The organism is Paenibacillus sp. 01T47, assembly GCF_056398245.1.
Window position 1 is genome coordinate 1 of record NZ_JBFTPA010000006.1, and the last position, 26085, is coordinate 26085.

At 45.0% G+C, this 26085-nt stretch carries 26 protein-coding genes; 16 read left to right on the plus strand and 10 right to left on the minus strand.

From position 1 onward, the window contains the following. The first annotated feature begins 13 nt into the window (after positions 1 to 13). Complete coding sequence (locus AC1DOV_RS13740; RefSeq protein ID WP_441878496.1) at positions 14 to 109, plus strand: IS3 family transposase; 96 nt, start codon at positions 14 to 16, stop codon at positions 107 to 109. Between the two features lie 64 nt (positions 110 to 173). Here AC1DOV_RS13740 and AC1DOV_RS13745 read toward each other — a convergent pair whose 3' ends face one another. Then, positions 174 to 902: an MBL fold metallo-hydrolase gene (locus AC1DOV_RS13745; RefSeq protein WP_477550231.1), complete on the minus strand. Its 729-nt coding sequence runs from the start codon at positions 900 to 902 to the stop codon at positions 174 to 176. A 132-nt stretch (positions 903 to 1034) separates the two neighbouring features. On the opposite strand from AC1DOV_RS13745, the gene AC1DOV_RS13750 reads away from it, so the two are divergent. From AC1DOV_RS13750 to AC1DOV_RS13760, 3 genes are all read left to right on the plus strand, one after another. Further along, positions 1035 to 1238 carry a hypothetical protein gene (locus AC1DOV_RS13750; protein ID WP_477550232.1) on the plus strand — a complete coding sequence of 68 codons (204 nt, stop codon included), beginning with the start codon at positions 1035 to 1037 and terminating at the stop codon, positions 1236 to 1238. 169 nt (positions 1239 to 1407) lie between these two features. Beyond that, entirely contained in the window at positions 1408 to 1971 is a 564-nt protein-coding gene (locus AC1DOV_RS13755; protein ID WP_076268206.1) for a stalk domain-containing protein, read from the plus strand. A gap of 120 nt (positions 1972 to 2091) precedes the next feature. Then, complete coding sequence (locus tag AC1DOV_RS13760; protein ID WP_076268207.1) at positions 2092 to 2400, plus strand: DUF1292 domain-containing protein; 309 nt, start codon at positions 2092 to 2094, stop codon at positions 2398 to 2400. A gap of 79 nt (positions 2401 to 2479) precedes the next feature. Here AC1DOV_RS13760 and AC1DOV_RS13765 read toward each other — a convergent pair whose 3' ends face one another. Together AC1DOV_RS13765 and AC1DOV_RS13770 are read right to left on the minus strand one after the other, a co-directional pair. Continuing rightward, positions 2480 to 2896 carry a DUF1885 family protein gene (locus AC1DOV_RS13765; RefSeq protein ID WP_477550233.1) on the minus strand — a complete coding sequence of 139 codons (417 nt, stop codon included), beginning with the start codon at positions 2894 to 2896 and terminating at the stop codon, positions 2480 to 2482. 132 nt (positions 2897 to 3028) lie between these two features. Continuing rightward, on the minus strand, positions 3029 to 4498 hold the full coding sequence (locus AC1DOV_RS13770; protein ID WP_477550234.1) for an aminotransferase class I/II-fold pyridoxal phosphate-dependent enzyme: 1470 nt from the start codon (positions 4496 to 4498) through the stop codon (positions 3029 to 3031). Positions 4499 to 4673: 175 nt separating this feature from the next. On the opposite strand from AC1DOV_RS13770, the gene AC1DOV_RS13775 reads away from it, so the two are divergent. Continuing rightward, positions 4674 to 5867, plus strand: a complete 1194-nt coding sequence (locus tag AC1DOV_RS13775; RefSeq protein ID WP_477550235.1) for an MFS transporter — start codon at positions 4674 to 4676, stop codon at positions 5865 to 5867. Between the two features lie 60 nt (positions 5868 to 5927). Here AC1DOV_RS13775 and AC1DOV_RS13780 read toward each other — a convergent pair whose 3' ends face one another. From AC1DOV_RS13780 to AC1DOV_RS13790, 3 genes are read right to left on the minus strand one after another with little or no spacing between them, the layout of a single operon-like run. Continuing rightward, positions 5928 to 6590, minus strand: a complete 663-nt coding sequence (locus AC1DOV_RS13780) for a TetR/AcrR family transcriptional regulator (RefSeq protein ID WP_477550236.1) — start codon at positions 6588 to 6590, stop codon at positions 5928 to 5930. 56 nt (positions 6591 to 6646) lie between these two features. Next, positions 6647 to 7666: an ABC transporter permease gene (locus AC1DOV_RS13785; protein ID WP_477550237.1), complete on the minus strand. Its 1020-nt coding sequence runs from the start codon at positions 7664 to 7666 to the stop codon at positions 6647 to 6649. Then, a complete protein-coding gene (locus tag AC1DOV_RS13790) occupies positions 7663 to 8424 on the minus strand; it encodes an ABC transporter ATP-binding protein (RefSeq protein ID WP_477550238.1) in 762 nt (253 codons plus the stop codon). The genes AC1DOV_RS13785 and AC1DOV_RS13790 overlap by 4 nt, the downstream gene beginning before the upstream one ends. A 255-nt stretch (positions 8425 to 8679) precedes the next feature. Here AC1DOV_RS13790 and AC1DOV_RS13795 point away from each other — a divergent pair, with 255 nt between their 5' ends. After that, positions 8680 to 11709, plus strand: a complete 3030-nt coding sequence (locus AC1DOV_RS13795; protein ID WP_477550239.1) for an efflux RND transporter permease subunit — start codon at positions 8680 to 8682, stop codon at positions 11707 to 11709. 82 nt (positions 11710 to 11791) lie between these two features. Here the strand turns inward: AC1DOV_RS13795 and AC1DOV_RS13800 are convergent, their stop codons facing one another. From AC1DOV_RS13800 to AC1DOV_RS13810, 3 genes are read right to left on the minus strand one after another with little or no spacing between them, the layout of a single operon-like run. Next, positions 11792 to 12439 (minus strand): DUF1054 domain-containing protein, encoded by a 648-nt coding sequence (locus tag AC1DOV_RS13800; RefSeq protein ID WP_477510128.1) that lies wholly within the window; start codon positions 12437 to 12439, stop codon positions 11792 to 11794. A 26-nt stretch (positions 12440 to 12465) separates the two neighbouring features. Then, positions 12466 to 13107, minus strand: coding sequence for a response regulator transcription factor (locus tag AC1DOV_RS13805; protein ID WP_477550240.1), 642 nt, complete (start codon positions 13105 to 13107; stop codon positions 12466 to 12468). 41 nt (positions 13108 to 13148) lie between these two features. Beyond that, on the minus strand, positions 13149 to 14279 hold the full coding sequence (locus AC1DOV_RS13810; RefSeq protein WP_477550241.1) for a sensor histidine kinase: 1131 nt from the start codon (positions 14277 to 14279) through the stop codon (positions 13149 to 13151). A gap of 220 nt (positions 14280 to 14499) precedes the next feature. On the opposite strand from AC1DOV_RS13810, the gene AC1DOV_RS13815 reads away from it, so the two are divergent. From AC1DOV_RS13815 to gndA, 6 genes are all read left to right on the plus strand, one after another. Beyond that, positions 14500 to 15444, plus strand: a complete 945-nt coding sequence (locus tag AC1DOV_RS13815; RefSeq protein ID WP_477550242.1) for an ABC transporter ATP-binding protein — start codon at positions 14500 to 14502, stop codon at positions 15442 to 15444. Positions 15445 to 15456: 12 nt separating this feature from the next. Further along, positions 15457 to 16620 (plus strand): ABC transporter permease, encoded by a 1164-nt coding sequence (locus AC1DOV_RS13820; protein WP_441886016.1) that lies wholly within the window; start codon positions 15457 to 15459, stop codon positions 16618 to 16620. Continuing rightward, positions 16613 to 17767: an ABC transporter permease gene (locus AC1DOV_RS13825; protein WP_477550243.1), complete on the plus strand. Its 1155-nt coding sequence runs from the start codon at positions 16613 to 16615 to the stop codon at positions 17765 to 17767. Before AC1DOV_RS13820 ends, AC1DOV_RS13825 begins: the two co-directional genes overlap by 8 nt. 365 nt (positions 17768 to 18132) lie before the next feature. Next, positions 18133 to 19836 (plus strand): proline--tRNA ligase, encoded by a 1704-nt coding sequence (locus AC1DOV_RS13830; RefSeq protein ID WP_477550244.1) that lies wholly within the window; start codon positions 18133 to 18135, stop codon positions 19834 to 19836. Between the two features lie 244 nt (positions 19837 to 20080). Beyond that, a complete protein-coding gene (locus AC1DOV_RS13835) occupies positions 20081 to 20677 on the plus strand; it encodes a hypothetical protein (RefSeq protein WP_076268222.1) in 597 nt (198 codons plus the stop codon). A 284-nt stretch (positions 20678 to 20961) separates the two neighbouring features. Then, on the plus strand, positions 20962 to 22374 hold the full coding sequence (gene gndA / locus AC1DOV_RS13840; RefSeq protein WP_430060898.1) for an NADP-dependent phosphogluconate dehydrogenase: 1413 nt from the start codon (positions 20962 to 20964) through the stop codon (positions 22372 to 22374). Between the two features lie 12 nt (positions 22375 to 22386). Here gndA and AC1DOV_RS13845 read toward each other — a convergent pair whose 3' ends face one another. Then, positions 22387 to 22710 (minus strand): hypothetical protein, encoded by a 324-nt coding sequence (locus AC1DOV_RS13845; protein WP_076268224.1) that lies wholly within the window; start codon positions 22708 to 22710, stop codon positions 22387 to 22389. Between the two features lie 160 nt (positions 22711 to 22870). Between AC1DOV_RS13845 and AC1DOV_RS13850 the strand changes: the two genes are divergently transcribed. From AC1DOV_RS13850 to AC1DOV_RS13865, 4 genes are all read left to right on the plus strand, one after another. Further along, positions 22871 to 23380 (plus strand): shikimate kinase, encoded by a 510-nt coding sequence (locus AC1DOV_RS13850; protein WP_339208792.1) that lies wholly within the window; start codon positions 22871 to 22873, stop codon positions 23378 to 23380. Between the two features lie 77 nt (positions 23381 to 23457). Continuing rightward, on the plus strand, positions 23458 to 24753 hold the full coding sequence (aroA, locus tag AC1DOV_RS13855; protein WP_477550245.1) for a 3-phosphoshikimate 1-carboxyvinyltransferase: 1296 nt from the start codon (positions 23458 to 23460) through the stop codon (positions 24751 to 24753). A 54-nt stretch (positions 24754 to 24807) separates the two neighbouring features. Then, positions 24808 to 25242, plus strand: coding sequence for a CoA-binding protein (locus tag AC1DOV_RS13860; protein WP_076268227.1), 435 nt, complete (start codon positions 24808 to 24810; stop codon positions 25240 to 25242). Between the two features lie 137 nt (positions 25243 to 25379). Beyond that, on the plus strand, positions 25380 to 26021 hold the full coding sequence (locus tag AC1DOV_RS13865) for a hypothetical protein (protein WP_477550246.1): 642 nt from the start codon (positions 25380 to 25382) through the stop codon (positions 26019 to 26021). The last annotated feature ends 64 nt before the right edge of the window (positions 26022 to 26085 follow it).

The window sequence follows — 26085 nt, forward strand, 5'->3', positions numbered from 1 at the left end:
GGCACAAAGGAGAATTGAAGAATATTTGCATTTCTATAATAACGAGCGACCGCAGAGAAAACTAAAAAAACTGACGCCTGTTGCTTACAGACGTCAGCTTTCTGCCTAGGTGTTTTTTGCAATGTCTACAAATAGGGGTCTTGACCACTTAGATGTCGGCGCCTTTTTTGTATTTAGTTGATCTCATAGCTTTCATGCTGCCTAACGATTCGCATATGGCCGGTTAGACCTTCATATTGCTCTATGGTGTCCCCGTAATGCATAAGCCATATTTTACTTTGAATAGATTCAGGGAGGCTTAGAAGCTCCTTCAGGCTTGCGTGAACAACAGCTGGCGCTTCAAGCTGGCAATCATGGTAAATAGTCGTTACGCCATCATCAACTAATTGCTGAAGCAGTTCTGGATCAAATCGCATGTCGGCAGAGTAGAAGAAGCTGTTGTTAAAAATAAAGGAATAGCTTGGCTTATTAGGAATATGCTTCGTTTGCAACAGCTTAACAGTCAATCCAGGATGAATCTCAAATTCGTTATTTGGCTGAATCGGATGGACCTCGAAAAAATCCTCAAGCTTGGTTAAAGGATCTTGCGTTAAACCTCCGCGAAGCGTTTGCTCCCAGAGCGGTTCAACTAACGACTCTGCTATGTATAGGACAGGTTTTCGATTATATTTAAACATCATTTGAAAAGCGTATTCTTCTAATCCACCTACATGGTCCCCATGAATGTGACTGATGAGAACAGCATCCAGGTCAGAGAAGGCAAGTCCTTGTTGATGTAAAGCCTTCGGTAAAGTGATTCCGCAGTCTACGAGCAATCGGAAGCCATTCACTTCAATAATAGCGTTATTATTATCGTATTTTTTGGCAAAGGCACTGCCTGTCCCAATCATTTTTATTTTCATGAATCACACCTCCTCAGCTTTCTATATTGTTTAATGTACCAAATTTAAAATATATCTGACAAATAAAGATGCACATTCGCCCGTGTCTACATACAATGCTAAAGCGATACGTACAGTGGAGGCGAACAAGTGATGAGCAAAGGAAAAGGCAAAGTTGTAAAGAAGAAACAGCCGGCAAGCGATCGGAAACAGTATAATTATAAACTTGTACTTTCGGATACCTGTGCAGTATGTAAAACACCGTGTACAAGAGGGATGACATACCTTGCAAGAATGAAAAATCCTGGTACAGTCGGCAAAGGTGTTCCTTGCATTTTAACAAGAACGTATGGGTAATTATTATTTCCACTTTAATATTTCCCAGGCAAGCGCAGGTTTCAACAGCATTTGACAATAATGGTTAAGTTGTAGTATGGGATTAAAAATGTTTCATAAATCGCGCAACTTTGCTCGGGTTGACGAGTATAACCTTTCATCCAGGCTATCGGATGGAGGGCTTACAACTATGAAAATCAGAAAAATCGTTATTCTGCTTCTGCTGCTATCTCTTTGGGGTGGATCGATGATGTTCGCAGACTCGGCTATACAAAAGGTTCGCGTTCTCATTAACGGAGATGATCAGGATGACGGTGGAATAATGACCGATGGCAAAACTTATTTGCCGCTTCGTCAATTAGCCACATCTATGCAGGCCATTGTGGAATGGGACAATCAAACGAAAAAAGCGACCGTTTATAAGCCTAACGTGCATATGTTTCTGTTCCAAAATAATGCGGTATTCGGAAACGTAGCAAAAGGCTATCAAGCGAAGTTTAAAGTGTTTGCCCAGATCGATAATTTGATGACGGATATAGTAGCCGTCAAGGTTTCCATTTTCGATCCGAATGGTAAAGAGAAAGTGATTCAAACGGAAAGTGTCAAAACATCAAAAGATAATTTCTGGTTCGCTACAGAAGATATCTCATATAAATTCGAATCTAGCGGGAAATATCCGATTCGTTTTTACCTTAAGCTTAAGGGCTCAGATGAGTGGACTGTTGTTTCAGAAAAACTAATTTCTTCTTTGTAGTAATCAAATGGTCTACCAAAGGCGCTCCTTTTCTTCATAGGGGCGTCTTCGTTTGACCGTTGATAGAGGGTCATGTTAATATACGATAGTCTGTAAACATTATTGAAATGGGGTAATAACATGAGCGAACATCAGCATGGCGATGATTGCGGCTGTGGTGAAGACCACGAGCATGAAGAGCATGTCTTTATCGTGACTGACGACGAGGGCCAGGAACGTGAAATGGTCATGGTTTATACGTTTGAATCCGAAAGCCAAGTTTACGCTGTATTGCTGGATCGCAACGATCCAGAAGCAGACGGCGTTATCTTCCGTATTGAAGAAGAAAACGATGAGTCCTTCCTAGTTGGCATCGAAGATGATGCGGAATGGGATCGCGTAACAGCGATTTATGAAGAAATTGCTCGTACGGAAAGCGAAGAGAACTAGTTCTCTTAAGCTTTAAACGATCAAGTACTAAAAAAACGATCTGCGAGTTTCGCTTGCGGATCGTTTTTTTTTATTAATCTTATTTGCGTGGATTAAAATAAATTGTTCTTCCATTAAACATTGTCAGCTCTGCCTTCAACTGCTTAGCTATATATTTGCATAGTTCATTTGCTTTCGATTTGTCTCCGTGCGTAGCTTCCTCTGGTAACACGACTTGAACGCAAGGGACGTTTTGGCCTGCTGCGCTTGCCGTTTCGCCGGGTCCAAAGATGATATGTTTATAAAGGTGGTTAATACCCTTTAAATAAAACCAACGATCATCATCCTTCGATTCGATCGTATAAGGAAATGCCGCTTCGGCATAGTCCCAATCCAATTGCGAGCCGGTAAGGCTTGTTTGCTTCCGGTAACCTATAAGCTCGTTCTTAATTTCTTGCAGCGTCAGTTTCTCCACGGATGATCCTTGCACAAATTTGATATAAGCGCTTTGACTCATCGCATCTCACCTCTGCCAACATCATAGCATGCTCGAAATAGGTTGACAATAAGTGGTATTCCGTAAAAATAATTAGAAAAAAACCGACCTTAGGATTTCTATAGGATTCCTGTAGATCGGTTTTATTATTTATTATGAAATGGCTGTTTCTTCAACGATTACTTTAACGAACTCGATGCTGCGATCTTCCGGTCCCTTGACAGGCAATCCGACTTGGACATGATCCACGATATAATCGATATTTTTTTGGGTAATGACTTCGCCTGGCAGCAGAATCGGGATGCCTGGCGGGTATACATAAATGAATTCAGCAATGATTCGACCAGCTGATTCTTTGAACGGAAGAACTTCTGTCTCACCGTAAAAAGCATCACGAGGCGTTAAGGACAGCTGTGGAATATCTGGAATTTTGACCACTAATTCACGTGCTTCAGCGCCTTCATGGAAATGTTCAGACAATCCACGCAGGGCAGTTAACAATTTAGAAATGGAATCAGAGGTATCTCCAGGCGTAACTAAGCAAAGAATGTTATACATATCGCTCATTTCAATTTCCACATTATAGTTGTCGCGCAGCCAGTTCTCCGTTTCATATCCTGTGATGCCAAGGTGGCGAACATGAACGGAAACTTTAGTTGGATCGAAATCATAAGTAGCCTCATCGCCGAGAATTTCTTCTCCGAAGCAATATAGACCTGGGATTTCATTGATTTGTTTGCGTGCGGATTGAGCAAGCTCAATCGCGCGCTCAGCGATTGCATGTCCGTTCAAAGCAAGGTTTCGTCTAGACGTATCAAGCGAGCCTAACAAAATATACGAAGTCGACGTTGTGGTAAGCATGCTGATAACGGTTTGAATACGGTGCGGGTTAACTCTTCCTTTGCGAACATTAAGAACCGAGCTTTGCGTCATAGAACCGCCGAGCTTATGAACACTTGTCGCAGCCATATCCGCGCCTGCTTGCATCGCTGACATTGGCAGCTTCTCATGGAAATGAATGAGTACGCCATGTGCTTCATCCACGAGTACAGGGATATCAAAGCTATGAACGAGATCAACGATCTCCTTAAGATTGGCGCAAATACCGAAATAGGTAGGGTTGATGACAAGCACGGCCTTTGCATCCGGGTGGCGCTCAAGCGCTTTACGGACGGAGCGGGTCGTTATGCCATGATCAATACCTAGGTTATTGTCACGGGCTGGCGAGATGAAAACTGGTCTGGCACCTGCAAAAATAATAGCGGCCATAATGGATTTGTGAACATTACGAGGCACGATGATTTTGTCCCCCGGGGCACATACGGTCAAAATCATCGTCATAATTGCGCCGCTTGTTCCTTGTACAGAGAAATAAGTATAGTCTGCTCCGAAAGCGTCAGCAGCTAGCTTCTGCGCTTCCTCAATAACGCCGGTTGGCTGATGCAGGTCATCAAGCGGTGCTATATTGATTAAATCGATCGACAACGCGTTATCGCCGATAAATTCGCGAAATTCGGAATCGCTGCCTAGTCCCTTTTTATGTCCGGGAATATGAAACTGAACGGGATCCTGCTCCGCATGCTTACGAAGCGCGGTGAAGAGCGGGGTTTTATTGTGATCCATCGCTTTCATCCCTGCCTTTCTTTAAAGTTTACAAACAAAGTTGAGTATAGCAAATACAGGGGGGAATGCAAGCTTCATTTTTGAGATAGGAGCATCATTTTCAATTTGTTCTTCAATTGTTCATACATGTGTGATAAATGGATATGGTAACATAGGTTGGTGGAGGGGTTGTATTATGAAAGATAAACGAATGCTAATTGTAATGGCTACTTTAATGACAACATTTATAGGGTTCGGCATTATCATCCCGGTTATGCCAGAAATTATTCAAGCCGCAGATCCGAGCAAAGCGGAACTCCATACAGGTTGGATGCTTGCTGTGTATTCTGCAGTTTCCTTTTTCTTATCACCATTTTGGGGAAGCTTGTCCGACCGTATCGGCAGACGGCCGATTATTTTAATAGGGATTATTGGCTTTGCCGCAAGTTTCTTGTTATTTGGTTTATCGTCAGGAAACTTAACGCTCATGTACCTCTCAAGGGTGCTAGGGGGCTTGTTCTCGGGGGCGGTTGCTTCCGTTATTGTAGCGTATGTCGCTGATATTACATCGCCTGAGGAAAGAACGAAGGGGATGGGGCTCGTTGGGATGTCCATCGGTCTCGGCTTTACGATCGGACCTGGCGTTGGCGGTTTGTTAAGCGTGATCTCACTGGAAACGCCATTTTATGCAGCATCAGCGTTAGCATTGTTAACGTTCATCTTGGCTGCATCAAAGCTCAAGGAATCACTATCACCTGAGCAGCGGAACAGCCAATCAGAGAAGCGTGTATCACGCTGGGCTGCATTTACAGGACCGCTTAAATATTTGTATGTGTTAGCCTTTTTTGTAACATTCACTCTCGCTGGAATGGAAGCGACCCTGCAGTTTTTTGGCATGCGGCGTTTTGATGTGACTCCATTTCAGGTCGGAATCTTATTTTTTGTTTGCGGCTTTGTGGGAGCACTCGTTCAAGGCGGAGTTGTGCGACGGAGAATTAAGACTGGCGAGGAGCCGAAATATATTGCGATCGGACTTGTCATCTCGGCACTTGGGTTTTTTATGCTTCTAGGCGCACATTCCCTATGGTGGGCTACGTTGTCACTTGCTGTATTCGGAATCGGCAATGCCTTAATTAGGCCATGTGTCACCTCGCTCATCACTCAGAAGACGACTGTTGGCAAAGGGGTAGCATCCGGTCTAAGCTCTTCGATGGACAGCTTGGGGCGTATTGCCGGCCCGCTGCTCGGTTCATTTTTCTTCACGATAGAAATGGGACTGCCATACTTGCTCGGCGGCATACTATGTCTAGCTGCACTGCTGCTTTTGTTTCGTTTCCGTCAAATGGATAAAACTAGCGCCTCGGAAACAGAAGTTAACGCTGCAAAATAAAAAGAAAACAAGCCGGTTCCTCATCTTGCGATGGGCGACCGGCTTGTTTTCTTTTGGAGCTTAAGGGGCAAGCCCTTTTATAATAAAAGTAATTGTCGCCTCTTTCTCTAACTCATCATCCCAGTGAATGCCATCTGTTTTTCCGATGAACGTACGGCTAAGGACATAACCGATTAAGGACGAGGCGATTAATCGAATGACAGTTAATGGGGCCGAATTAACGATTACGCCTTGCTGCTGAAATTGCGTAATACTAATACTGAATTTTTGTACCACTTTTGAGAGGATGAACTTCTGGAATTGGTCCAGCAGTTCGGGATGAAAAGGAATCTCTTGAACAAAAATTTTCAACACCTGAACATGACGCTCAACAAATGCAATGCGATTTTCTATAATTGCGCGCAGCATAAGATCTAATGTGTCAAAGCGGCTCTCGAGAACCTTATAGAAATCGCGAAGTACAAAAGGAGCGATTAACTTTGCCATAACAGGCGCAACAATCGAGAAAAGCAAATCCTTTTTGGTTTTATAATGACGAAAAATAGTTCCTTCTGCCACACCGGCTCGCTGGGCGATTTCACTTGTAGAAGAGGCGGCAAAGCCCTTTTCAGCAAAGATTTCGGAGGCAGCCTGCACGATTTTCAATTGTTTTTCCGTCATTTTTTCTTCTTCGTTATCTAGTTGCAATAGCTTTTGCAGCCATTGATCGACTGGTTCTGACATGCAAGACACTCCTTCGCGTTAACCCATTCCTTTGATTATACCAGTTGTTCTATTGTCTACATACGGCGGTGCTTCTTTAGAGCCAGCACATTCAATACTGCAAACAATAAGGAAAATCCCGCCAACACATATACATTTACCTGAAAATCACTCCAGCGCTCGCCGCGTATCATTATTCCCTGCATAGCATCTGCGCCATAGTAAAGAGGCATTAGGTAACTTAGCTTTTGCAGCCAGGGGTTCATGGCATCAAGGTTAAACAACCCGGAGAAGAAGGCTTGCGGCACGATGACAATAGGAATGAACTGTATGATCTGAAATTCACTGCTTGCAAAAGAAGACAACAGTGTTCCTAGTGTTAACGCTGTTAATGATAATAATAAATTAATGATCAGCATATATAAAATGCTGCCCTCCATATACATCCCAAGAACTTGAACGGAATACCAGGCGATCAAGCAGGCTTGAATCAGGGTGAAAATACCGAAACCGGCTAAATAACCGACTACGATTTCGCTTCTCCTAATTGGCGTAGCTAATAAGCGCTCCAAAGTACCGCTCGTTCGCTCGCGCAGGAAGGAGACACCTGCAAGTAAGAAAACAAAGAAAAACGAGAAGAAGCCTATTAAGACAGGCCCAAAGGAGTCGAATGGAGCCATGTCAGGACCGCCGTGCAAGTATGATATAGCTGGGGCGGATTTATCTAAGCCTTGTTGCATCACGCTTTGAATAAGCAATATTACCGCTCGATTGATGGAGGGATCGCTGCCCTCAAGCGTTAGTTTAGGCATGCCGCCGGTTGCTTCCAATATCGCGTCGAGCTTGCCGTCTTGTAAAGCAGCTTGAGCAGCAGCACTTTCATCATAAAGTGTGATTTCAGCATCAAGCTGCTCAAACTTTTCTGTTAAAGCTGCAGGCACATTAACCATTCCGATTGCTGGAGAGACAGCTTGCCCATCAAAAACTAATTTCATTAAAGTTAAAATGAGCAGGGGAGCAAGAAATAACAAGGCAAGGGTTCGTTTATCACGCAAAAATTGATTAATAATTCGAATGGCGAGCGCACGTATTCTCATAGTTTAGCTCCTTTGCTTTGACCAAGCGCAATGAACGCCTCTTCGAGTGTGGCGCAGCCTGCTTGCTGCTTCAATGCTTCAGGCGTATCGATGGCTGTAAGTTTACCGCTTCGTATGAGCCCTAACCGATCACATTTCTCGGCCTCATCCATGACATGAGTTGTTATAATAATGGTCACGCCTTGTTTGCTCAGTGCAGATAGCTCTTTCCAAATCGACTGGCGTAAAACAGGATCAATGCCAACGGTTGGTTCATCGAGTACGAGAAGCTCAGGCTCATGCAATAGCGCAATTGCGAGCGAAAGACGGCGTTTCATACCGCCAGAATAAGCAACCGTTTGCTTATGAAGATGATCGGTTAGCGCAACAAGCTTGGAGACCGTTTGAATCCGATCTTGCAGTATGGCTCCCTTTAATCCAAACATTGCCCCAAAAAACGCTAAGTTTTGCTTGCCAGTCAATTCACTATACAAAGCGTCTGATTGAGCCATATATCCAAAGGCTTGCAGCATTTTCAATTGCGGCATGGGCTCGCCAAGCATTCGGACCGTTCCGGCATTTGCCCTGTCTATTCCAGTCATGACCTTGATTAGCGTCGTTTTCCCCGAGCCCGATGGGCCTAATAAACCAAATAGTTCACCTCGCGGAATAGAAAGTGTAATGCCATCAAGAACGGTACGATCCCCAAATGAACGGTTAATGTCTTGCAGTTCTACGGCGAAGGTTGTTTCAGCTAATATTGCTGGACTGTTAGTCATCTTCGATCACACTCCACTTTCTCAAATGAGTAATCGCTCCACCCAATTATATACAGAGAATGCCTAAAATAAAAGTGAGTACTTACTCATTTTTATTTCAGACTGTCCACATCCTCAGTCTCTGGTCGTAGATGAATCAAGACTAAAGCCGAGAACCAATAACCTTCTCTGGACGTTTTTGGTAATCATACTTTCCCTCTATGATTAGAAAAGACAAAAAAAGAAATCCGTAATCGGAGAAGGAGTCGGAAACAAATGAGTAAATTGACGGAATGGTCGTTCCGAAATAAGGCGGCTATTATACTGATCGTCATTATGGCTTTAGTGATGGGGGTAATCAGCTATTTGAGGCTGCCGATGGAGTTTCTGCCTGCTGCAGATAATCCACAGGTCATGGTCACGGCAATAGGGCCGGGGAATGACGCGAAGACGATGGAGCAGATGGTCACAAATCCTTTGGAAGAAGCTGTAACGCTTGTTAAAGGAAAAACGGATATGTTCTCTACATCAGGTGATGGTTATGCTCAAATCAGCTTGAATTTCAATTCGAAGACGAATATGAAGGAAGCGAAGACGGAAGTCGAGCAATTGGTCGCTCAGGTACAGCTTCCGGCAAATGTAATGAAGCCTTTCGTCTTGCAATTGAATACTTCAATGATTCCAATCTCATGGGTGACGTTGACCTTTGATGAAGGATTATCTGAGCAGCAAAAAGACGCAAAGCTGAAAGAAGTAACGGCGGAGCTTAAAAAGACCGAGGGTGCGGGCGAGGTTAGCATTAGCGGCAAATCGTCGCCATCGGTTCATGTCGTACCAGATACGGAGAAGCTTGCACAGGCAGGAATTTCGGTACAAGCGTTAATGGGCGTGCTTCAAGGCAGGGGAGCGTCGGTTTCACTCGGGGAACGCACGTTGGATGGCGCAGATGGCAATATTAACGTGTACGATCAAGTATCTGATGTGGAAACACTGCGCAAGCTTCCTGTTGCAGCAGGTGTGAAGCTTGGGGATGTTGCAGCGGTTGAGCTCGCCAAAGACCAAGAAAGCATAAGCCGTATGAACGGCAAAGATGCGATTATGTTCACGGTCTCTAAATCTGCTGATGCGAATGCTGTGAATGTAGGCAAAGCAATCAAAGAAACGATTGATCGTTTAAATGCAGATGTGGAAGGAATCGATGCTTCCATCATTTTGAGCACATCTGATTCGGTCGTATCTTCTGTTAATAGTATGCTGCGAGAGGTTTTGCTTGGTGCATTGTTCGCAACCATCGTCATTTTATTGTTCATGCGCAACTTTAAAGCAACGCTCGTGACGATTGTTTCGATTCCGTTGTCGCTTGGCATAACGCTGTATCTGCTCCAGCTCTCTGGTGTATCACTTAACATTATTACACTTGGAGGCGTAGCCGTCGCGGTTGGAAGGCTGGTCGATGATAGTATCGTCGTTATTGAAAATATTTATAGAAGGCTGCAAAAGGAGTCCTTCTCTATTAAGCTAATTACGGATGCAACGAAGGAAGTGGCTTCGGCTATTACCTCGTCAACGCTCGTTACAGTCGCAGTATTTTTGCCAATGGGCCTTCTGCGCGGTTCATTGCAAGCATTTCTTCTGCCATTCGCGCTGACAGTCGCTTACTCATTGCTCGCTTCTCTACTTGTAGCGCTGACAGTTGTACCTCTTTTAAGTGCAATATTGCTTCGCGGCACAAAGGAGAAGGAGCATGCTGGTTCTCCAAAATTCGCTTCATTCATTCGTTGGAATCTTGCTCATAAATTAGTGCCTTTAATCATTGCGGTATTGCTGTTTGCGGGATCGATCGGCGCATATATGTTCATGCCAAAAGGAGCGCTTGATTCCTCGAGCGCGGGGAATTTAAATGTAGCACTGCAATATCCGAGCGATACGCCGGCGGATCAAGTACTCGAAGCAGGGAAGAAATTCGAATCCTATCTAACTGCAAATCCAGATATTGAATGGGTCATGATGATGCTTGGCAATAGTGCAGATGCGGCTAAGTATGGCTCGGTGACTTCGCCAACGCTCATTACTTATATGGTAGATTTGAAGGAAGGCGTTGACGCAGAGCTCTTAATGGATAATATCAAGACTCAGAAGGATAATTATAAGGACGCAACCTTGACGGTTGATGCGGCCGATCTAATTATGGGCGGCGGATCATCGCAAATTTACATCGATGTCTCTGGTGAAAACTTGGAGCAGCTCTCTACAACCGCAGACCAGTTGATCGCAGCGATTAAACCTATCGACGGTGTGCTCAAGGTTGAGAGTAATCAAGAGGAGAAAAAGTCGGTTTATTCCTTCCATGTTGATCCTACCCTTGCCAATGGCCAAGAGGTAGCCATGCAGCTGCAAAGCATGCTTAATCCATTGCCGATAGGTTCGATCCAGCAAGAAGGCAGTGAAATTCCGGTTATTATGCTGCCTGTAGTAAACCCAGATTCAAAGGCAGAACTAGAGAAATTAACTGTAATGACAGAGTCTGGTCCAACACCGATGTCGAAGGTAGCGGAGTTGGTTCGTACCGAGGAGTCTTCCTTGTACTATCATAAAGAAGGAAAAGCGTATATCCGTGTCACAGCGAGCGCCGAACCAAAAGAACTATCGGTCGTCGGCGATGAAATATCAAAAGCAACAAAGGATCTCAAGCTTCCTGATGGCGTCAGCCTTGCAGTAGGCGGAGCGTCGGCTGACCAATCGAGCGACTTTGCAGATTTGGGCTTAACAGCGCTTATCTCCATCGGTATTGTTTATCTGATCATGGTGTTGACGTTCAAGACGCTTCGTGCTCCGCTGGCGATTATGATCTCCTTGCCGCTTGCAGCAATCGGTGCAGTAACAGGCTTGCTCGTATCAGGCGTAACGCCAGATTTCACAGCCATGTTCGGAGCGCTGATGCTAATCGGAATTGTCGTCACGAATGCTATCGTATTAATTGATCGTGTGAAGCAAAATGAGCTGACGATGCCGATTCGTGAAGCGTTGATTGAAGCGGCTACGACACGGATGCGTCCAATCGTAATGACTGCGGTGGCGACAGTGTCCGCGATGCTGCCACTCGTATTCGGTTCGCATGAATCGGGCAGCATCGTCTCCCAAAGTTTAGCGATCGTCGTTATTGGCGGGCTAGTTGCGGCTACGCTGCTCACGTTAATTATCGTTCCTTGTGTCTATGAGCTGTTATTTTTCCGTACTTCACGCAAGCAACGTCGCAATATGGCTTCCTCCGCACATGCGGAAGCGGCTGCATCACAGCAAGTGTAACTAAACGATAAAAGGCAGTACTTTTAGGTCAGAATGGACCTAAAGGTACTGCCTTTTTTTTGAATAGATATTAAATCCATTCTTATACATTAGCCATATGATATAACGGCATTAGCGTTTTATAGGTGGAGGAAGTAAGCTCAAGCAGTGCATCGCCGTCTTTGAGAATCGGATCGCTCGCTTGCACATGACGGCCGATAAGCAGTTCAGCTTTCTGAACATCACGGAAACGAACGAGCGCATCGTTCCAATCTTGTTTTGACATCGTACTGACAGCGGTGGACTCTTTTTTCATATGATCAAGTGAAAGTACAAAATCCTTAGGTACATTTGCAATGACCTCATCAATTTGGTTCAGAAAGGCCGTTGCGATATTGGATTTATGCGGAACCTCGTAAATGAGAGCAAACCACATAAATAGATGATCATCAAACAATCCAAGCTGAAAATGCGGATGTGCCTTGTAGCCGCGTTTGCTAGCGCAAATGGCGAGCCAAGTATCCTTTGGTGGATTCACTTTACGACGTGCATGCCTTGCAACATGCAAGTACATTTCATTACCGGCGTGAACAGCTGCATCGACGCTGAGCTGCTCGCCGATCGCTCGGAATTTCGGCTGAATCTGATTTTGAATAGCAGCCATACGCTCCTCAAGCCCTTGAAGCGCAAAAACATCGAAATCGGCTTGTGTAAAGCCAACAAGCGGGGTAGAAGTAATCTGTGTTGTCATTAAATTAATCTCCTTCAATCAAACAATTATTGGTGCAATAATTTCAAATAAAAAATGGCGATTTGCGTTCGGTCTCGAAGCTCGAGTTTATTAAGTATTTCAGTAATATAATTTTTAATTGTTCCTTCGCTTAAGAAAAGGGTAGCGGCAATTTCCTTATTGGATTGACCGTCCGCAATCAGCCGAACAATTTGAACCTCAGCTTGCGTAAGACCTGAAATCATTACTGATTTGGCTGAATCGGCTCGTGGCGTCTCCAGCATCCCAGCCAATTTACGGGCGATGTCGGGATGGATCAGCACGGAACCTTCATGAACAGTTTTTATGCCGCTTATAATACGGCTTGGCGGTACATTTTTGAGCAAATAGCCGTTGGCTCCGTTTCGGATGGCTTGCGCGATGTACTCGTCATCATCAAATGTCGTCAAAATAAGCACGGCAGGTGAGGGATCAAGTGCGCGAAGCAGCTTCGTTCCTTCCACACCATCGCAGAGCGGCATTCGAATATCCATTAGCACGACATCGACGGGATGTTGGCGGGCAAATTGTTCGGCCTCCAGACCATTTGCACAAACGCCAGCGACATGCAATTCGTTATCCAATCCTAAAATAACGTTCATGCTCTCTCGAATAAAAGGATCATCATCCACTATCAGCACTTCAATCATTTGCTCAAATCTCTCCATTTCTAAAAAGAGCAGAATCGTCGTTAACCGCCAAGCAGCGGAAGTGTTGTCGTTATTGAGAACTGATCGGCCTTCTGCCAGTCCATTTGGCCCCCAATTAAGGCAATCCGCTCTCGCATCCCCTTCATGCCAAGACCAGCTTCGATAGGCTCGTCGGGCAAGCTGCCGTTATTGGATACGGTCAGCGCTACGTACGCAGTTAAAAAATTTAAAGTAACCGCAACCGACGTCGCTTTTCCATGCCGAACAGCATTCGTAATCGCTTCTTGGGCATTTTTGAATAAAATGAGCTCGATGCTGGGGTAAAGCGGTCTGGGATGGCCCGTTACATGGAAGCTTACGGATATGCCTAGAGCAGAAGCGGATTCTTCAACCAGACGGTCGAGGGCATATTGCCTAACGTCCTTTTCCGCATCTGATGCAAGTCTTCGTACCGTTCTGCGCATTAGCTCCATGCTGTCCTGCAGCTGATCACGCATTTGCTCAACCGTGCTGCGAGCTCTTGCGTTATCTGCATCGAATAAATGCAAAGCCGCTTCGGACATCATTTTGACGCGAATAAGGCGGTGCCCCAAATCATCATGAATATCTTTGGCGATGCGGTTTCGCTCTTCAATCTGGGCTTGATACTCAACCTGCAAAGCGTAATCCTGCATTCTGCGCCTGGCTGAGTCAAGCTCTGCATGGCTGGCAGCCAGTGCTCCGTATAAATCTTCTATTTGATGATGTTTGTCCTCAAACTCGTTGGAAGCATAGAGGACGGCTGCAGTAGTTATCCATAGTACCGCTACAGCAAAAATGATTTCGGGTTCTCTGCCATACATACCTGTCAATAAAGCAGCTAAGCCAGCGATGGTCCAAGCTGTGCTGACCATGCGAGTCGGTCTTTGTTGAAATGAGGCAATAAGGGTGGAGAAAAGCAATAGAAACAGTACACCGCCGTACGAATAGGAAAACCATGAAAAAGCGATTAACTCCAGCACCAGCAATAGAATTCGATATTTAGGATACATGGAGCCAGCTTTCGTTAGGAGCAGAGCAAGGAGTACAGAGGCGGTGTAATGAGCATATAAACCTGCTTCGACATGCACGATACTAATAATAGAAGGAATCGCTACTAACAAGGAACGAATTTGATTCAATTGTTTCTTCATATCCGAGCAGCTCCTGCAGCTGAATTTGATTTATTATAGCACATTGTTTAATGAGCGAACGAGACTGAAATCGCTTTTCATCCAACCTTCATGCGGATAGAAGCCATTTTACAAAGAGATGACTTTAGTCACCTTCATAAGATGACTTTTTAGACCTGTTTCATTGCCTTTCATGACGTACAATTGGTTTATCAGAAACGAACTGAAAGGATGAATAAATATGAATCTAGTTACATTTCGCGAGGTTGTCAAAAAATACGACACAACGATAACGGTTAATCATCTTAGCTTCAATATTGATCAGGGTGAAATTTTTGGTTTACTTGGTCCAAATGGAGCGGGAAAAAGTACAACGATTCATATGTTGGCTGGTTTGCTGAAGCCAAGCGGCGGAGATATTTTGGTCGAAGGTTTTTCAATTCGCAAGCATCCGCTTGAAGTAAAGAAACGAATTGGTTTAGTGCCGCAGGAGCTGGCTATTTATGAGACGTTGACCGCTCGCGAAAATGTTACTTTTTTTGCAAAGCTTTACGGTCTCAGAGGTTCGCTGCTTAGCGATCGTGTTGATGAGGCGCTGCAATTCGTAGGGTTGCTGGACAAAGCGAAGGATAAACCTAGCACATTCTCAGGTGGAATGAAGCGGAGACTGAACATTGCTTGCGCCATCATGCACCGTCCAAAGCTGATCATTATGGATGAGCCAACGGTTGGAATCGACCCTCAGTCACGCAACCATATCTTGGAGTCCGTAAGGGAATTAAATAAGTTAGGCTCTACTGTCATTTACACCAGCCATTACATGGAGGAAGTAGAAGCGATTTGCACGAGAATCGGCATTCTCGATGAAGGCAAGCTTATTGCATGCGGGACGAAGGATGAATTAAAACGTCAGGTTGGCCAGGAAGAGAAGCTGATTTTTGTCATTGATAAAAAATCGGCGCCGGCAATGAAAGAGATGGCTGAGCATCCAGGCGTGCTTCAGCTTGCAGAACGAGATAATAGCTTGACGCTTGAAGTGACGGTGAAGGAATCTCTGTCTATATTACAGGATTTATTGTTTATCCTTCAGAAGCATGGCATTAATATTCGCAAGCTGACGCGGGAAGAGCCGAACCTTGAATCGCTATTCCTGCAAATGACCGGACGCACATTACGTGACGAATAGGAGATGATGGTGATGCCAGCATGGTGGACAGCTGCTTATTATGAGCTTATAAAATATACACGGATGCGTTCCGTTCTTATTATTTTGATCGGTTTGCCCTTATTGTTGATTTTGCTGCTTGGCAGCGCATTTGACACAGAAATAAAGCCGGCTAAAATTGCCCTATATAATGCGGATCAGGGGGAAATGCGAGCTAGCATTGATGCTTTCTGGAGCAATGAAGCAATAAAACCATATGTGAAGGTTCTAGATGCAAAGTCAGAGAAGGAGTTAAAGGACTGGATACGCGAGGGTATTGCTGATTATGGCGTATCGATTCCGAAAAACTTCTCCAGTGAGCTAAGCGCAGGGGAAACGGCGAATTGGTCAACGTTTGAAGGGCGCTATGAAGAAAAAAATATTGCTGCTTCTGCTTTTATCAATAAATATATGGCTGCTGTAAATTTGCAAGCCGCAGCTTTGCAAATCCTTGGACCAGAGCTAAGTGCGGGTGCTGCTCAAAGTCAAGCGCCAGCAGGACAATCACACATTGAGACGAAAAATTTGAGCTCAGGAGATAATCAAGCCTTTGGCAAAGAATCAGCGATGCAATACTATTCTGTGGCCTACTTAATTATGTTTTTGCTCTATGGCGGCATGACGGCGACGATCGCGCTGCTCAATCAGAGGGAAGCGGGAACTTTGCAGCGTATGTACGCAATTCCAGGCTCATTTAGAGCCATTGTGTTTGGCATTATTTTAGGAGGAGTCATGCTTGCAGCGCTGCAAGCGGCAGTAATTATCGCATTTACATCATTTGTATATGGCGTTGATTGGGGAAATAACTTTGGAGCTATTGCGCTGACTTGTCTGCTTACGACTGCTGCTGGGGCTGCACTTGCTATTACGATCTCATCCTTCGTACGATCCAAAAAAACGACACAAACGCTGTTCAGCATCATTGTATTCAGCATGACCTTTATTAGCGGCGGAATGATTACAGGCATTGAGAAGATGGTAGGAGGTCTCGATAAGTGGACGCTCAATCATTGGGCTAATGAAACGCTTCGTGCCATCATGAACGGTGAAGCTTCAGCAATGATTTGGAATGCAATCGGTATTCTTGGAGCAATCGCTTTAGGCATAACAATAATCGCAGTCATTAGACTGCCAAAGGTGGTGAGAAAGCATGCCTAGTTTGCAAATTGCTGCACATCTCGTACGACGCACCATGGGTTCCCGTCGCGGATTGATTATGAATGTTCTTGTCCCAGCGATCATTTTATCTATAATGGCAGGATTGTTCGCTAGTACGAATAGAGATAAGGCTATTATTATCGTGAATAATGCTGACTCAGGAATATTAGGCGAATATTTGGCATCATCATTACAGAAAGAGCCATTGTATGAGATCCAATCGGAGCCGGCGATGAATGAACAGCAGTTAAAGGATCATGTAATAGAGGGCAAAGCGGATGCTGCCATCTATATTCCTGCGGATTTCTCAGCAAAAATGATGGAGGGAGATTCGTCGACAGCTCAGCTTTACCAAATGAATACGCAGCTTTGGAACGCTTCGCTTGAAGCTACACTTCAGACAGAAGCTCAGAAGCTGTTTTCCTCTGCCGCTCTTGTAAGAGGGACTGACCCTGAATCTCCAGTGGATTTATCTAAGCTGACCGCTTTGCTGGAAGCGCAAGCCTCACCTAAAGCTGTCCTTGCTAATACGGAAATGGAGCTTGGCAAAATTGTATCCAATCCAACAATGATCGGTCTCATCCTTATGTTTGTTATGCTGCTTGTCAGCCAGTCTATCGGTTTCATTATGGAAGATCGAGAGCAGCGCACGATGGCAAGGATGTACACAGCGCCGCTTCGCTCGCTTGATATTGCTTTTGGAAATTTTTTGGGCAGCATGCTTGTGGGCACGATTCAGCTTGTCATTGTTCTAAGCTTAACTTATTTCGTATTTGACTATTCACCTGGTATTTCGTTCGGATGGATGCTGCTCGTATTGGAATTCTTCTTGCTTGCGATTGTTGGCCTTGCTTCGGCGGTAGCGGGTCTAGTGCGCAATAGCACGCAGCTGTCTCAAATCAACAACATTATCATCGCTCCGTCCTGCATGATCAGCGGTTGTTTCTTTCCTCTTTCCATGCTTCCTGATTTTATGCAAAAGCTTGCTAATTTCTTTCCGCAAAAATGGGCGCTTACAGCAATTGATCGTTTAGGCGGCGGGGGCAGCTTTAGTGACATCTTGCTTCCGCTTCTTATCCTGCTTTTATTCGCTGCTGTGCTGATTGCCTTTGGTTCTGCAGTACTCAGGCCAAATCGCACAAGCTAAAATACTAAGCAGCAAGCGCCCTGAAAATTGGCTTGACTTCATCATCGTTGTATTGTAAATTTGTCAAAAGTTAATGACATCGCAACAGCGTCGACCAAGACTATGTTAATCAGCAAACGTTTCTATCAGAGAGGAAGCCCGAAGGCTGAAAGGCTTCTATGAACGATTGATTAATCCCTATCTTGCGAGCTGCAGCAGGAAGCGTATTCTTCTTCCGCTGCCGGAATATTCATTCCGTTATCTATTGAGAGTCGTCCAGATCATTTGGCGGCTATTTGAGGGTGGTACCACGAACGCATTCGTCCCTTACGAATGCGTTTTTTTGTTTTTATGGTTTAAATCTAATCATCGGAGGGTTATCTATTATGAGACAAAGTAAGCTTTTAATGCCTACCTTGCGCGAGGCGCCGTCAGAAGCGGAAGCAGCCAGCCATCAATTAATGCTGCGTGCAGGTCTTATTAGACAGCTTGCCGCAGGTATTTATACGTATTTGCCGCTAGGCAGGCGAGTGCTCAGAAAACTCGAGAAAATCGTAAGAGAAGAAATGGATCAAGCTGGAGCTCAAGAGGTATTAATGCCCGCTATGCAGCCGGCAGAGCTGTGGCAGCAATCGGGTCGATATGATGTGTATGGACCTGAGCTTATGCGGCTGCGTGACCGCCATGATCGTGAGTTTACGCTTGGACCAACGCATGAAGAAGTGATTACAGCTCTGGTGCGCGGCGAGGTAAGCTCATATCGGCAGCTGCCAATGACATTGTATCAGATTCAAACTAAATTCCGAGACGAGAAACGTCCACGCTATGGCTTGCTCCGCGGCAGAGAGTTTTTAATGAAAGATGCTTATTCCTTTGATGAGGATTGGGATGGGCTTCATCGCAGCTATACGAGCATGTACGAGGCTTATAATCGCATCTTCACGCGCTGTGGTCTAAATTACCGTCCGGTTGAAGCTGATGCAGGTTCAATTGGCGGAGAAGGCGGAACACATGAATTTATGGCATTGGCTGATATTGGTGAAGATACGATTGCTGTGTGCAATTCATGCGACTATGCGGCGAATTTGGAAAAAGCTGAATACAAGCTGTCGGGAAAACCAACGGATTCACAGCAGAATAATGATGCTGCGTTGGTGCGTCATCATACACCGGAGATCAAGAAGATTGACCAGCTTGTGGAGGCTTTTGGCCTAGGGGCAGATGCTTTTATGAAAACACTGATTTATGTTGCTGATGGTGCTCCGGTTGCTGTTGTTGTTCGGGGAGACCATGAGGTAAATGAAATAAAAGTGAAAAATGCGCTTGCTGTAGCACATCTGGAGCTTGCGGATCAAGCTACGACAGAGCGGGTAACTGGCGCACCTACCGGCTTTGCTGGGCCGATCGGCTTGCAAATTCCCGTTTATGCTGACCATGCTGTTCTTGCGATGAAATCAGGAGTAGCAGGAGCGAATGAGCAGGATTATCATATCGGAAATGTTATCCCAAGCATTCATTTGACGGATGTGCAGGCAGGTGATTATCGAAATGCAGCAATAGGAGACGGGTGCCCGCGTTGCGAGACAGGCAGCTTGGTATTTTACCGCGGCATTGAGGTTGGCCATGTGTTCAAGCTGGGAACGAAATACAGTGAAGCGCTAAATGCTAAGTTTTTAAATGCGTCGGGCTCGGAGCAGCCGTTAATAATGGGCTGTTACGGTATCGGAGTTTCACGTTTGCTCTCTGCAGTACTTGAACAGCACTCCGATAGCAATGGCATCATTTGGCCTAAATCGATCGCACCTTACCAAGTCCATGTGGTACCTGTATCAGCGAAGGATCAGGTCCAAATGGATCTGGCCGCGCATATTGCAGCAAGATTGCTTGAGGCTGGGGTAGAGACGCTGCTCGATGATCGTGACGAGCGCCCAGGCGTCAAATTCAAGGACTCCGATCTTATCGGCATACCACTGCGCATTGTAGTAGGGAAACATGCTGCTGATGGAATCGTAGAGCTTAAGCAAAGGAACGAATTAGAAGCGCAAAAGCTAGAATTAGAAGAAGCTATCGCTTTTGCTTCGCGCAACTAAAGTTGAAAACATATGCATGAAATGGGTTTGAAAAATCCATGGAGGCCTATGGAATATAAGATCAAAAGGGTGCGAGACCGCTTCATATGAAGACGCTCGCGCCCTTTTTTTAGATAAGTCGGCTATAAGCGTAAAATTAGTCAATAATCCAAGTTGCCATAACATAAGATGGAGTATAAGATAAAAGTAAGAACAAATTATCAGAACATTTCGTCAACTATTCTTAGGTAAGGGAGGGATTGCCGTGAACAAAAGCCATGAAGTCGAATATTGCAATTTGGAGCTGCGATTTGACCGGCGGCAAATCCAAAATCTCATCCGCGATCTTATTCAGGAAGGGTACTCCTTGTACTGGAGTGAGACGGAGGGGCAGTTTCTCGTATCCATTCGAACTGGCCGCAAGCTCGTTAAGCTTCAGTTCCAGCGAATGAAGAACCGTTACAAAATTGTCGGGGACTACATTATTAAAGATGAGAAGCTGTCAGAATTAATTGAAAAGCTGATTAATGACACACGTGGACATGCGATTGTGAAGCGCATTAAAGATCGTCAAATCGTCATTGAGAGTATTATGTTCGGTGAGATTATACGACTCGTGGAGGTGTCCGGTATGGAACATCGGATTATTTATCAGAAGAAGCCTTTCGTTACAATAGAAGAAATGATTAGAGCATTTCAATCAAAGCGTGCTGAGGAAAGAGCGGTTGTACTGCGTTATGAGCTGGATTATGAGCTATCGATGCTGTTTGACGCACTAGAGAGCAAGGATGAGGAAGCGGTTACTGAGTCTAAAGAGCGGCTGAATACTCTTCGCTCGGAAATGTTGCAATTGGAACTCTGATGATAGATGCTGGCCCCCATTTGAAAACATAAAAACGATCAAAAGCTGCCTTCTAACAGCATTTGATCGTTTTTATGTTGTTCATTTACCATTAAAAAAGACTCCTTTTATTATAAAAATGACTAAGCTTTTCGGTATATATAAGATAAACTTTTTAGTTCTCTCAATATAATTGATGCGACTATTGCGACATTTTTCCTTGTAGACAGTTTTCTTCTTGCCGCAAAAAGAGTAAAATGAAACTATTGTGACCCAAAATAGATGATGAAGGATGGAAGAACCAGATGTCAAAACAGCAAATTGGTGTAATTGGATTAGCCGTAATGGGTAAAAACCTTGCCCTTAACATTGAAAGCAGAGGCTTCACGGTATCGGTGTTCAACCGTTCCCGCGAGAAGACTGATGATCTTGTTCAAGAAGCAGTTGGAAAAAATCTTGTTCCTACTTATACAATTGAGGAATTTGTTCAATCATTGGAAGTTCCCCGCAAAATTTTGATTATGGTACAAGCAGGTGCAGGAACAGACGCAACGATTGATTCGCTCGTTCCACATTTGGCTGAAGGCGATATCATCATCGATGGCGGCAACGCTTATTTCCCTGATACTGTTCGTCGCAGCAAAGATCTTGAAGCTAAAGGCTTCCGTTTTATCGGAACTGGCGTTTCTGGCGGCGAAGAGGGAGCACTAAAAGGACCTTCTATCATGCCGGGTGGACAAAAATCCGCTTACGAGCTGGTTGAGCCCATTCTTACTGCTATTTCAGCTAAAGTTGGAGACGATGCTTGCTGCACATATATCGGACCAGATGGCGCCGGTCATTATGTGAAAATGGTACATAACGGAATCGAATACGGCGATATGCAGCTGATTTGCGAAGCTTATGATCTGCTTAAAAACGTACTTGATGTTAGTGCTGAAGAGCTGCACGAAATTTTCTCCGAATGGAATAAAGGCGAGCTTGACAGCTACCTAATCGAAATTACTAGAGATATCTTCTCCAAATACGATCCTGAGACAGGCAAGCCAATGGTAGATGTTATCTTGGATTCCGCTGGTCAAAAAGGTACTGGAAAATGGACAAGCCAAAGCTCGCTAGATCTTGGCGTACCGCTTTCTATCATTACAGAATCCGTATTTACTCGTTTCTTGTCAGCTATGAAGGAAGAGCGCGTTGCGGCAAGCAAAGTACTAAACGGACCTGCAAAAACACCTTTCCAAGGTGACAGAGCAGCATTTATCGAATCTGTTCGCAAAGCATTGTTCGCAAGTAAAATTTGCTCGTACGCTCAAGGATTTGCTCAAATGCGTGCAGCTTCTGAAGAATTTAACTGGGATCTTAACTACGGCGAAATCGCTATGATCTTCCGCGGCGGCTGCATTATCCGTGCTCGCTTTCTGCAAAACATCAAAGACGCTTACGACCGTGATCCTAACCTGCGCAACCTTTTGCTTGATTCTTATTTCCAAAACATCGTTGAGTCGTACCAAGGGGCTTGGCGTGAAGTGATCTCCGCTGCAGTTTCGAACGGAGTGCCGGTTCCTGCATTCTCAAGTGCAATTGCTTACTTCGACAGCTACCGTACGGAGCGTTTGCCTGCAAACCTGCTTCAAGCGCAGCGTGACTACTTCGGTGCTCACACGTTCAAACGTGTGGACAAAGAAGGAAGCTTCCACTTTAACTGGATGCAATCTTAATTAGTTCAGCCATTAGTTCCTCGTCTCGCGAGGATTGTCCTTATTTAAGCCATAAGCTGCTTGACGCAAACAGTCGCGCAGCCGATCGGCCTCTTGATTGGAATAATGTCTGCGATGGATGAGCGACATGGCCGCTTCGGCAAAGAAATGAAAATTTTGCAATAAGCGTGGCTGCGTAAGATCCTTTAAGGCTGGATCTTCGTCAGCCACCTTTTTTTTAATAAATTCAAGCATCCAGACCACATCCTCCCGGCAAAGGGGATGGTCAGGATCGAGAATACGATTGAAGCGTTTTTGAGTTGGACTTTGATCAGGCAACTGAAGATCACTGTTCATCGCTAATGTCACTCCTATTCTCGAATAAACATCTTTATCATCCATACGGCATATATAACTTTTTTATACCCTAGTATTACAAAAAAATGATATGATATTGTAGAAAAATTGGTTTAACAAGAACGAAAAGGGTGAAACGGTTACGATGGGAAGGCAACAATTGAGTAAATTAGTGCTTATCGGGTTTATGGGAACCGGCAAATCAACCGTCAGCAAGCTGCTTTCCGAGAAGGTGGGCTGCACGCGCATCGACGGCGATGAAGAAATCGAAAAGCTGGAAAACAAGCGGGTTTCTGATATTTTCGCATCGGATGGCGAAGCAGGTTTCCGGATCATTGAAACCAAAGTGCTGGGAACGATTTTGGAGCGCGAGGATACCTGTGTGGTTGCAACAGGCGGCGGCGCAGTGCTAAGTCCCATTAATCGTGAGCTAATGCTTAAAAACGGTTTTGTCGTCGCTTTAAAGGCGAGCCCAGATCAAATCATCGCTCGAGTAAAGACGGACACAGAGCGGCCTTTGCTTCAAGGCGATGCAGAGGAGCGAGTTAATCTGCTGCTTAAACAGCGTGAGCATGCTTACGATTTCGCTCATTTTACGATCGATACGACAAATATGAGTGTGGAAGAGGTTGTTGCTGCAATACTCGAGCAATGGTCGCTTCATAAATAACTGAGATCATCATCACCTCAATCAGCCGATCAGCTGAAGATGTGTATATATTATTGTAAAGGGAGATCATACGAACTATGGACGTTTTAGTGACACCAACGCCAAGACTTGAAGGTGAACTTCAAGCGCTTTCTTCAAAAAATTATACCACTCGCTACCTTCTGGTAGCCGCTCTAGCTGAAGGAACGAGTACGATTTATTTCCCAGCCCACAGTGAAGACAGCGATGCAATGCGCCGCTGCATTCGGGATTTGGGAGCAACGGTAGAGGAAGACGAGGAGAAAATCGTTATTACCGGTTTTGGCCGCAATCCTAAGCCAGTTGAGCAGCTGGATGTAGGTAACGCAGGTGCGGTTTTGCGGTTTTTGATGGCAATCGCGGCACTTTGCCCAGACGTAACCTTTATTAATCGTTATCCTGATTCTCTAGGTAAACGACCTCATAGCGACCTCATTGAATCTTTGACAGCGATGGGCGTTTCGATTGAGCATAATGAAGGCAAGCTGCCTATTCGAGTTCAAGGCGGCGCTCCAAAGGGCGGCAAAATTCAAGTTTCAGGCAACATAAGCTCGCAATTTTTGAGTGCGCTGCTGTTTTTGACGCCTCTTCTCGAAGAGGACAGTGAAATTGAAGTGCTGCATGATTTGAAGTCAAAAGTAGTAGTTGGCCAGACACTAGAAGTATTGGAGCAAGCGGGTATTGTTATCCATGCAGATGAGGACTATATGCGGTTCCGCATCCCAGGCGGTCAAAGCTATGAAGCAAAAACTTATTCTGTGCAAGGCGACTACCCCGGGTCTGCAGCCATTCTAGCAGCTGCGGCTGTAACGGAATCGGATGTGATCGTACACCGTTTGGAAGAGAAGAGCAAGCAAGGCGAACGCGCTGTCGTTGATGTATTGAAAATGATGGAAGTTCCGCTTACGCATGAGAATGGCATTGTCCACGTGAAGGGCAATGGCAAGCTCAAAGCAGTCGAGTTCGATGGCGATCATGCAACGGATGCTGTACTTGCAATGGTTGCAGCGGCTGTTTTTGCTGAAGGCACATCTAGATTTTATAATGTAGAAAATTTGCGTTACAAAGAGTGTGACCGCATTACCGATTATTTGAATGAACTAAGAAAAGCTGGAGCCAATGTCGAAGAACGCCAAGCAGAGATTATCGTGCATGGACGTCCTGAAGGTGTAGAGGGCGGTGTCGAAATCAATGCGCATTACGACCATCGTGTCATCATGGCATTATCGGTCGTTGGATTGCGTGCGAAACAGCCTATTCGAATTCGTGATGCACATCATGTAGCGAAGTCCTATCCAATATTCTTCGATCATTTGCAAGCTTTAGGCGCTAAGGTTGAATGGATTGAAGGCTAATTATTAGTTGACGTTTAGAAGCTTGTTCACAAAATAATGAATCGAGGTATGATCATGGCATTTGAGAATCCAACTCGCGAGCATATTAAGGGTATTTTGGAGAATAGCACGACGGTAGCTGTTGTAGGCTTGTCAGACAATCCAGAGCGCGTATCCTATATGGTATCTGAAGCGATGCAAGCGAAGGGTTATACGATTATTCCTGTTAATCCTAACGCCGATTCAATCTTGGGACAAAAAAGTTATGCGTCTCTAAAAGATATTCCCGTGCCAGTAGATATCGTAAATGTTTTTCGCAGAAGCGAGCATACGCCGCCTGTAGCTGAAGAGGCGGTTGCCATCGGCGCAAAAACCTTCTGGCTGCAGCTTGGCATTGCAAACGAGGAAGCGGCTGCGATTGCTGCAGCAGGCGGTCTAGAGGTTATAATGGATCGTTGTATCAAGGTGGAGGATTCCATCTTGCTTCCGAACGGGAAACCCAAAAGATAACAGTTATAAAAAACAGGTCACTCCTACACAATAAGAAAGCTTCAAGAGCGATTGCGAACTTGTTTTTCGCATGTAGAAAGCGAAACAAGCGGCATTCACTTGAAGACAATACGATTGTAATTCAAGGAGGACACGACGTGAATCAGTTTTCGCAACAACCGGGTAATTACCAAGGCCAACAGAGCTACCTTAACCAAAATGCACATTTTGAGCCATCTGGCCATGTGCAATCGCACTACCAAGGGCAGCTAAGCCAACCGACTTTTGGCAGAGAAACGCACTCGATTGTTGCTAACTCGCCAGGCGGTTACCAATCGTCTAATGCTTATAGCCAAGGAGCGCAAACACAACATTATGCTCCTAACAACTATTCGAATATGACGCATCCGGTGGGAACGAACAATTCATTCATGTCGCATCAACCGGTTCACAGCTACGCGCAATCGCCAGCAACGGCGTTTGGCAACGTAGGTCCGGTTATCGCACATGTAGGTTATCAAGCTGGTTCTGAGCATAACCAACAACATTCCTACTACCAGCCATCCTCGAATAATGGGGCGCAGTATGCTCAGCATTCAGCATCCAATTATGGAGGTTACGGCCAATCGCAATTCCAAAATGGATATGGCGGTATGACACAAACTCACTCAAACACGTCGCTTCACCCTGTATATGAAGCAACGAATGCTTATCAAAACGCAGGGCCTGTCATTTCTCATGTAGGCTGGCAGTCGACGAGTGCAGTCAATTCTTCTCCTTATTCAGGCGGTAATCGATAACACTTTTTTAATACAATTAGAAAAGAATCATCAACATCGGCGGGCCCTTACAGGCTCGCCGTTT